This is a genomic window from Nocardiopsis sp. MG754419, assembly GCF_018207095.1.
Lineage (GTDB): Bacteria > Actinomycetota > Actinomycetes > Streptosporangiales > Streptosporangiaceae > Nocardiopsis.
The window spans coordinates 1-8,389 of sequence record NZ_QOCZ01000196.1 but is presented as its reverse complement, the minus strand read 5'-3'; the positions used below and the strand labels follow the sequence as shown (position 1 = coordinate 8,389).

Sequence of the window (8,389 nt, the reverse complement as noted above, 5' to 3'; positions counted from 1 at the left end):
GCGCCGGTTTCGGTGTGCGCCTGGCCGCGCGGCTGATCGACTACGTGCTGGCCTTCATCGCCGCGTCGGCGTTCTTCTTCGTGATGATCGTGGTCGTGTTGATGCTGACCGGTGACACCGAGACCACCGACGCCGAGGGGGAGCTGTGGGCCTTCCTCTTCTTCTTCGGCTGGGGTCTGCTGCTCTTCTTCTACGACTGGCTGTACCTCGTCACCTGGGGACGCACGCTCGGCAAGATGATGGTGGGCATCAAGGTCGTCTCCGCGGACGGCGGGAAGCTCGGCCAGGGACAGGCGATCGGCCGGTCCGCCGTCTTCTGCCTGCCGCAGTCGCTGCCGTGCGTGGGACACCTGGTCTCGCTCGGCGAGTCGATGGCCATGATCGGTGACCGCGACGAACGCGCCCTGCACGACCGCGTCGCCGGGACGATGGTGATCCGGACGCGCTGATCCGAGGGTCGCCGCAGGTCGTCGCCGGAGCCCCGACGACGACGGAGCGGCCCGTTCCGACATCCCCGCCTTCAGGGCTGGTCGGGCAGGCACTGCGGGGATCCGGATCCGCCGTCGGCGAAGGCCGCCGGCACGTAGTGGCCCTCCCCGATCCGGTACCAGACGTCACTGGTGCCGTTCGCTCCGGTGGCGGGGTCGCCGACCACCTGGCAGGCCACGTCCACGTTGGCCTTGTGCGCGGCCAGGCCGACGGTGTCGTGGTGGGATCCGGGGCCGCTGCGCACGATCACGGGGTCACTCTGGGTGATCGTGCTGATCTCGGCGCGCTCACGGTACTCGGCGGTCCACAGGTAGTCGACCCGGACCCAGCCGTTGGTGGGCAGCTGCAGCCCCTCGTTGAAGGCGCCGTCGGCCAGGTCGATTCCGGCGGGGTTCTGCACACGACGCCCGAAACCGTCCAGCCCGCTGTTGTGCCCCTCGGTGTAGGCGGCCTGCGCCTGCGGGCGCCCCCGGTCCAGGTCGCGCCAGGACTCGCGGTCGCCGTTCCAGTGGTCGTCGGTGATGTTCCACGGTCCCACGTCCCACACCGGCAGGTACGCGCAGCGCGGGGTGTGGTTCTCCGTGTCCCCCGAGGCATCGGGACCGAGCTCGCCGGTGCTGCACACCCTGACGGTGTACTCGCCACCGCCCCGATGGGCCAGACCACGGCGGGAGGGCAGGGCGACGAAGTGGTCGTCGGGACGCACCGTGTGGCCGTTGGCGGTGGTGTTGCCGACCAGGCCGATCCGGGTGGCGAAGAGACGGGCGGAGTAGGGCTGCGGTACGTCGTCCCCGGCGAGATCGCCCCGCCCCTCCTCCTCGGTGCCCTCGACGGCGTCGGGGCCGGTGTCGGGCTCGCGGTCGGAGTCGCCGCCGGCGCCACTGTCGGGGGTCGAGGATTCCACGGGACGCAGACGCACGTCGGTGACGGCGGTGTCCCGCGCCTCCCCCTCGGCGGACATCTCGACGCGCAACTGGACCTCGGTGACGGCTTCGGGAAGGGCCACCCGCCCACCGCCGGGCCGGGTCGGGTACCACTCGGTCCACATACCGTCGGCGCGGGCTCCGCGCGCCTCCGTGAGGACCTCCTCCGCGTCACCGGTGGTGTCCACGGCCACGTCGACGGTGTCGGTGGCGGACTCCAGTTCCTGCTCGGGGAAGGTCGCCAGCCCGGTCCGCCGCTCGGCGGTGTCCAGCCGCGGCGAGGCGCCCAGGTCCCCCACGTTGTCCAGGCGCAGCGCCCCCGAGGCGAGGGCCAGCCCGATCCGGTCGGTCGAGGACAGATCCTGTGTGAGCCAACCGGGCTCCGCGGCGGCCGTTCCGGGTACGGCCAACGGTGTCAGCAGGGCGAACGCCCCGAGGGCCACCAGGGACGTGGTGGTGCGCCGGTTCTGCGCCATCGTTCCTTCTCTCACCGAACACTCAAAGTGAACACATTCATCACTCTTAGTAATCATCTGAGTACGGGCACACACAAGGAACCCGCGCCGAGTGTTGGTGATACGGCGGTAAAAGTCCGACTTGGAACGTGGAGGCCGGATGCGGCCGATGTGCTCCCGACCGGCCTCGGGTCAGGGGGCGAAGGCCAGCAGACAGGCGGTGAACCCGTGCACGTGGTTCACCCCCGAGACCGGACCGATCTCCCCCGCCGCGAAGAACCCGGCCACCGGCGCCGCGCCCAGGATCCGCCGGACCGCGAGCACGTCGTGGTCGGCCCGGCTGAACAGTCCACCGCCCCGCTCGTTGCAGGAGAACAGCAGCCCCGCCCCGACCGCGTGCTCGTCCCCGAACTCCGACAGTCGGCGCGCGAGGTCCTCGTCGGCGGTGCCGGCGTCGCGCACCTGGAACCTGACGGTCTGGCCGACCTCCACCATCTCCCCGATGGTGAGCGAGCCCGGATCGGGGTCGGCGCCCACCAGGCTCCGAATGAGGAAGTCGCCCTGTTCGTGCCGGTCGGCGTACTCGTCCATCGCCACACCCAGGTGCAGGCCCTGCTCGGCGAGGGCGCGGTCCTCGTCGGAGAGGCCGGCCACCAACTCCTCCAGCTTCTCGTAGGCGTTGACGCCGGCGAGTTCCAGCAGGAGGTTGCCCTCGGCCTTGGTGATGGTCATGCTCGGGCCGACCGGGCGGCATCCCTGGCTGACCACCGTGCCCAGCACACCTTCCCCGCCGATGAGGACGCCGATGGCGCCGTTCGCGGCGACCTCGCCGTCGCTGAAGAGCCGCACCGAATCCTCACCGCGCATACCGTCGGCCATCCCCCCGACCAGGGGCAGGCCGCCCAGGGCGGCCGTGGTCTCCCGGACGAACGCCTGGGTGGGGAACTCGTACGGGTTGGTGAGCAGGATGCCGGCGCGGTCGTCAGGTCCGGGCTCGCGCATGCCCACCACCGCGAGCTGGTCGTCCTCCACCGCGGTGTCCAGACGGAAGGGGGTGAGTTCCACCCCGGGCAGGCGTGCGCTCCACACGCTCACCGCTCCCTGACCCTCGACGCCGCGGCCGCCACCGACCACGCCGGTGGCGCTGCACCCCAGGGTGACCGCGTCGCCGGACAATTCCATGACCCGCAGGCCGGCGAGCGTGACCTCGTCGGGGTCCGCGCCGCTGACGAAGAAGCAGACGAGGTCGGCGGGACCGTCCATCTGCTCCAGGGCCTGGAGCACGGCGCGCTCGGCCGCGTTCACGAGGTCGGCCCCCGTCGTCAGAGCATCGCCGAACCTTGCCACTGCCACCCCTGCCTTCACCGGTCACCGCCGGGATCGCGAACCTCGCGGTCCCCTTCTTCCATCCGTACTTCAAACAGGAGCTTTCCTGCATCTGGCCCCTCAAACTCCCTCGGGCCTACACTGCTTGCCGTGACCCATGCCGCACCACCTCCCGGCGGACTCCCGCGCACCCGCGGCGCGCTGCGCGAGTCCGGCCACGTCCACCGCTCCACCGCGGTCGAGGTCCGCGAGAACCTCCTGGCCCGGATGGGGACCGGCGAGCCGCGTTTCCCCGGCGTCCACGGGTTCGACGACACGGTGCTGCCCCAGTTGGAACGGGCGCTCATCGCCGGTCACGACGTGGTGCTGCTCGGCGAACGAGGGCAGGGCAAGACACGGCTCATCCGGACCGTGGCCGGGCTGCTCGACGCCTGGTCGCCGGCGGTGGCGGGCTGCCCGATCCACTGCCACCCCTTCGCTCCGGTCTGCCCCTCGTGCGCACGCCGGTCGGCCGCCGAGGGCGAGGACCTCCCCGTGCGGTGGCGGCACCGGGACGAACGCTACGGCGAGAAGCTGGCGACCCCGGACACCGGCACCGCCGAACTGGTCGGGGACGTCGACCCGGCACGGCTGGCCGAGGGCCGGTCCCTGGGCGACCCGGAGACGATCCACTATGGGTTGCTGCCGCGCGCCAACCGGGGGATCTTCTGCGTCAACGAACTGCCCGACCTTCCCGCCCGGGTCCAGGTCGCGCTGTTCAACGTGTTGGAGGAGCGCGACCTCCAGGTACGCGGTTACAGCCTGCGACTGCCCCTGGACCTGCTCTTGGTGGCCAGCGCCAACCCGGAGGACTACACGAGTCGGGGCCGGATCGTCACCCCGCTCAAGGACCGGTTCGGGGCCCAGGTCCGCACCCACTACCCTCCCGATCTCGAACACGAGTCGGCGTTGCTGCGTCAGGAGGCCGACCTTCCCGCGGGGACGGTGGTGCCCTCGCACCTGTTGGAGTCGGTCGCCCGGTTCGCCCGTCTGGTGCGCGGCTCCAACCGGGTGGACCAGCGGTCGGGGGTGTCGGTGCGACTGACCGTGGCCGCCGCCGAGACCGTGGCCGCCTCCGCGCTGCGACGCGCGGCGCTGACCGGTGAGGAGGTGCCGGTGGCGCGGGTCTGCGATCTGGTGGGGGTGGCCGAACCGCTCCTCGGCAAGGTGGAGTTCGAGACGGGCGCCGAAGGCCGCGAGGCCGCCATCCTGGAGACGCTGCTGCGCCGCGCCGTGGCGGAGACCTTCCGCTCCCGATTGGGCGACGCGGACCTGGCACCGCTGAGCGACCGTTTCTCCGGCGGCGGCACCGTGGAGAGCGGTGACCTGGTGGGCGCGACCGAACTCCTGCGCCGGGTGGGGACGGTGCCCGGTCTGGCCGGACTGATCGCCCGGGCCGCCCCGGAGGACGAGGACGGACCGCCCACGCCCGGCCTGGCCGCGGCGGTGGTGGAGTTCGCCCTGGAGGGCCTGTACCTGGAACGACGACTGTCCAAGGACACCGCGCCCGACGGAGGCGTGTACCGGTTCTGAAGGGGGCGTGGGGTGTGAGGTTTCGGTATCGGGCCTACATGGGCGGACCCGACCCGCTGGCCGAGGAGGAACCACCGCCGCCGGAGGCGATCGACGCCGCCGAGGAGCTGCGGACGTGGATCGTGGCCGCCGGCGAGGACCGGGATCCGTCGGCGGCGGAGTCCGCCTTGCTCGCCACCACGGCGGAGGCCCTGGGGCGTTACACCGCCGGAGAGCGCTCTGCCGTGGACGAGGTGGACCCCCGGGCCCTGGGCGGTCTGCTGGGGGCGGAGGGGCGGGCGGCCCTGGACCGGTGGGACGCGGCGGACCACGGGCTGACCCCACGCGAACTGCGTCGGTTGGGCGAGGTGGCGCTGGCCGAGATCGAGTCGGCGCCGAGCGTCCGCCCCGGCGGTCACGGCGGTGGTCCCGGACACACCGGCGAACCGACCGGGAGGAGCCTGCCCGGGGACGGACTCGACCGCCCCTTGGACGCGGTGGCGACCCTGCGCGCGGCCATGGTGCGTCGCGCCGCCCGGGCGGGCGCGACCTCCGGCGACGGCGGCCCCCCGTTGCACGCCGACGACCTCCGGTACACCGAGACCGAGCCGACCGGGGCGGCCGTGGTGTGCCTGCTGGTCGACCTCTCCCACTCGATGGTCGCCCGGGGGCTGCACGAGGCCGCCACACGTACCGCCCTGGCCCTGCACACCCTGGTACGGACACGACGTCCCGAGGACCGGGTCCTGGTGATCGGGTTCGGGGACCGGGCCCGGACGATGACCCCGGCGGAACTGGTCGAACACGACTGGCGCCGGGTGCCCGGAACCAACCTGCACCATGCGTTGCACCTGGCCCGCGGGTACCTGCGCCGCCACCGGGGGACGCGCCCACTGATCATGGTGGTCACCGACGGCGAGCCCACCGCCCACCTGGGCGAGGACGGGGACGCACGGTTCGCCTGGCCGCCCACGCCCCGCACCGTGGAGCTCACCACGGCGGAGCTGGACGCCGCGCTGGCGGAGGGGGCCGAGCCGACGTTCTTCCTCCTGGCCGACGATCCCCGCCTGCGCTCCTTCCGGGACCTGGTGGAACGGCGGCGCGGGGTCCGGGTCGTGACGGCCGACGCCCAGGCCCTGGGCCCGTTGGTGATCGGGCACTACCTCGACGGAACCGACCGACCCCGGTGACGGTGCCTCCGGGCGCGGCGGCCCCGGGGACCGGGCGGCGGGATCAGCGTTCGAAGATGTTGACGTCCGAGGCCATGACCAGGAGTTCTTCGGGGGCGTCGCCGCCCGAGTAGAGCAGCTGGTGACGGTTGGCGGGCATGACCGTCTCGGTGAACCGCAGCGGCCGGTCGCCTTCGTGGACCACCCGCTCCTGGACCAGCAGCGGGATCCCCGGGCCCAGCCCGAAGGCGTCCGCCTCGTCCTTCGAGGGCATGCGCGCGCCCACGACGTCCCAGTTCCACTCCTCCCGGAGGCCGAGGTCGCGCATGGCCGCCGGTACTCCCCCCTCGATCGGTTCGGGGGACATCAGGGGCGTCCCACCGGCGATGCTGAACGGGAAGTGGATGATCTGGGACTGCCAGAGGCTGCCGTCCACGAAGCGGTCGCAGGAGCGGATCACCACGAGCCCTCCGTGACGGGAGTCGTCGTCGGAACCGATGCGCAGCCGTTTGGCCACCTTGGGCCGCATGGTGTCGAGGCTGACCCGGATCTTCTCGTCGATGTCGTGGTAACCGGCCTGCAGCAACCGGGGTTGGTAACCGGCGTGGAACCGTTCGGAGTCGCTGCCGCCGGAGACGGGGGTGGCCAGGTGGAGGAACGGCTGGTGGTCGGCGACGAAGGCGCCGCGACCGGGGACGATCGCGATCCGGCCCTCGTCCTGCAGGACCCGCATCCCCAGACGCGCGGTGGCGCGGGAGACCCCGAGATCGTCGGCCAGGTCGTCCTCACCGGGCAGCCGTTCACCGGGCTCGTACTCACCGCGGGCGAGGGCCTCTCGCAGGTGGTCGGCGACAACGGTCTTCTTCGGAGTGCTCATGCGCTGCATCAGTCCCGGTGGTAGGCGTTGAGGTCACCGTGTTCGTACTGGTAACGGATGCTGTTCCCGGCGTGGACGGTGTGCACCAACCGCAGCGGACGTTCCTCGGAGTAGTCGGTGCGGTGGACCTCCAGGACCGGCACTCCGGGGGTGAGCTCCAGCTGCCCGACCTCCTGGGGCGTGGGCATCCGGGTCTCCAGTTCGTCCACGTAGCCGACCTGGCGGTGGCCGTGGTCCATGAGGATCTCCAGCGCGCTCTCCACGTCCTCGGGGAGCATGAGAGGGGTGCCCTCGACGAGGTCCATGGGGTAGTACGCGGCGCTGACGGAGCCCGACCGGTCACCGGAGAAGCGGTGCAGGTGGCGGACGACCGTCATGGTGCCCTCGGGGATGCGCAACCGGGGGGCGATGTCGGCGTTGGCGCTGAGAAGCTGCAACTCCTCCAGGGTCAGACCGGCGAGGTTGGGCTCGTTGAACCCGCCGGGGCCTCCACGGCTGCGGGTGGCGTAGAAGATCTCGGGGACCACGTCCTGCACGTAGTGGCCGCGTCCGGGTCTGCTGACGATGAGGCCCTGGTTGCGCAACATGCCCAGGGCGAGACGGATGGTGTTGCGGGACGCCTCGAAGCGCTCCTCCATCTGCTTCTCGGAGGGCAACTGACCGCCCTGAGGGAGGCTTCCCTCCTGGATCTCCCTGCGCAGAGTTCGAGCGATCTGTCGATATCGGCTTTCTGCCCGCATAAGTCCGCCCTCTGGGGGGTATAAGACCAACAACTCAACCTGTACCAACAAGTTGAGAGGAACACCAACCGAACGAGTCCAACCTGTTCCGTTGGACCCATATTAGTGGAAGGGCACCCGGAGTAAACGCCGGATCCACCCCCGACCACCGGGCCGAACCCCCGGACACCCACCCTCCACCGTCCGCCGGCCGACCACCCGCACCGACACGACAAGGGAACGTCTCCACACCGTGAGATCCCAGGTACCGCCCTCTTGGTTCACAGGGGGTCCGACCGGATAACAGCCCACTCTCCACTTCCCCGGAGGAGAACCCCGATGGAAACCACGTTCATCGCTCTGACGCTCATCGGTCTCGTCCTGCTCGGCCTCGCGGTCGGCTTCTTCCTGGCCATCTCCATCGGCATCCGCCGCCAGGACAGCCGGGGTCGTTACCGCTCCCTGCGCGACGACGATGACGACAGCGCCCTGTCCCACACCGGCCGCTACGTGTGCGGTCTGCGCTTCCGCGCCGACGAGACCGACCCCGAGACGGACGCCCTGCCCACCGACGACCGCACGCCCACCGCGGTCTGACCACCGGGCCGAGGGCCCCGTGCCCTCCAGGCTCCGACGGAGCCGCATCCGCGACCGCTCCCACACTCCCGCCCCGACCACGTGGGTCGCACCACCGCACGACCGAAGGCCGCCGCGACGGGCCCGGCAGAAGCCGCCAGGGAACCCGCGCGGCAACGTCGCGCGGGCCCCGGGACGACCTAGCTGTACTGACCTGAGAGGTTAGGTACGCGGGAGGCGGGAGGGCCGCTGTTCGCGGTGTGGAACCGGTGGTGATTGTAGTGGTGCAACCACCCGGTGAACG

Annotated in this window: 8 protein-coding genes and 1 pseudogene; 4 read left to right on the top strand and 5 right to left on the bottom strand. The window is 71.3% G+C overall.

What is annotated here, in order from left to right:
• On the top strand, positions 1–449 hold a 449-nt coding region (locus DSY14_RS25265), incomplete at its 5' end, for an RDD family protein (protein WP_249188447.1).
• A gap of 71 nt (positions 450–520) precedes the next feature.
• On the opposite strand, the gene DSY14_RS25260 is transcribed toward DSY14_RS25265, so the two are convergent.
• Complete coding sequence (locus DSY14_RS25260; protein WP_211719117.1) at positions 521–1,888, bottom strand: hypothetical protein; 1,368 nt, start codon at positions 1,886–1,888, stop codon at positions 521–523.
• A gap of 171 nt (positions 1,889–2,059) precedes the next feature.
• Entirely contained in the window at positions 2,060–3,214 is a 1,155-nt protein-coding gene (locus tag DSY14_RS25255) for an FIST N-terminal domain-containing protein (protein WP_211719116.1), read from the bottom strand.
• 129 nt (positions 3,215–3,343) lie between these two features.
• Between DSY14_RS25255 and DSY14_RS25250 the strand changes: the two genes are divergently transcribed.
• On the top strand, positions 3,344–4,765 hold the full coding sequence (locus DSY14_RS25250; RefSeq protein ID WP_211719115.1) for a sigma 54-interacting transcriptional regulator: 1,422 nt from the start codon (positions 3,344–3,346) through the stop codon (positions 4,763–4,765).
• A gap of 38 nt (positions 4,766–4,803) precedes the next feature.
• Entirely contained in the window at positions 4,804–5,934 is a 1,131-nt protein-coding gene (locus DSY14_RS25245) for a VWA domain-containing protein (protein WP_249188446.1), read from the top strand.
• Between the two features lie 43 nt (positions 5,935–5,977).
• Here the strand turns inward: DSY14_RS25245 and DSY14_RS25240 are convergent, their stop codons facing one another.
• Both DSY14_RS25240 and DSY14_RS25235 read right to left on the bottom strand, forming a co-directional pair.
• A complete protein-coding gene (locus tag DSY14_RS25240) occupies positions 5,978–6,790 on the bottom strand; it encodes a GntR family transcriptional regulator (protein WP_211719113.1) in 813 nt (270 codons plus the stop codon).
• 8 nt (positions 6,791–6,798) lie between these two features.
• Complete coding sequence (locus DSY14_RS25235) at positions 6,799–7,530, bottom strand: GntR family transcriptional regulator (protein WP_211719112.1); 732 nt, start codon at positions 7,528–7,530, stop codon at positions 6,799–6,801.
• Between the two features lie 318 nt (positions 7,531–7,848).
• On the opposite strand from DSY14_RS25235, the gene DSY14_RS25230 reads away from it, so the two are divergent.
• On the top strand, positions 7,849–8,106 hold the full coding sequence (locus tag DSY14_RS25230) for a hypothetical protein (RefSeq protein ID WP_211719111.1): 258 nt from the start codon (positions 7,849–7,851) through the stop codon (positions 8,104–8,106).
• Positions 8,107–8,285: 179 nt separating this feature from the next.
• On the opposite strand, the pseudogene DSY14_RS25225 reads toward DSY14_RS25230, so the two are convergent.
• Positions 8,286–8,389: pseudogene (locus DSY14_RS25225) on the bottom strand (IS481 family transposase); the annotation flags it as partial.